The sequence below is a fragment of the Streptomyces sp. GbtcB7 genome, assembly GCF_019091445.1.
GTDB lineage: Bacteria > Actinomycetota > Actinomycetes > Streptomycetales > Streptomycetaceae > Streptomyces > Streptomyces mirabilis.
In genome coordinates this window covers 1-230 of record NZ_JAGXJM010000770.1, presented here as the reverse complement: position 1 = coordinate 230, position 230 = coordinate 1, and the positions used below count along the sequence as shown (strand labels likewise).

Annotated in this window: 1 protein-coding gene; it reads left to right on the top strand. The window is 61.7% G+C overall.

Translation table 11 applies throughout. The features are described 5' to 3' along the window. A partial coding sequence (locus KVT44_RS61460; RefSeq protein ID WP_368857632.1) for a right-handed parallel beta-helix repeat-containing protein occupies positions 1–230 on the top strand: 230 nt, incomplete at its 3' end.

Here is a 230-nt window from a genome sequence, read left to right as displayed (position 1 = left end):
ATCGGGGGCCGTGCGATCTATGCCCATGCCTATGACAGGATCCCCACCAGGTCCCGCGGTGAGCTTGTTGTGCGGGGTTGCCCCATCCATGGAAACGAGGGGGGGGTGTGGGTGTATGAGCAGGGGCGCGGCAGCATCGAGAACTGCGACATAATCGCCAACACCCAAGGAGGAATATGTAACAGCAGGGCGGGAGACGCTACCGTCCAGGGGTGCCGAATTCATGACGC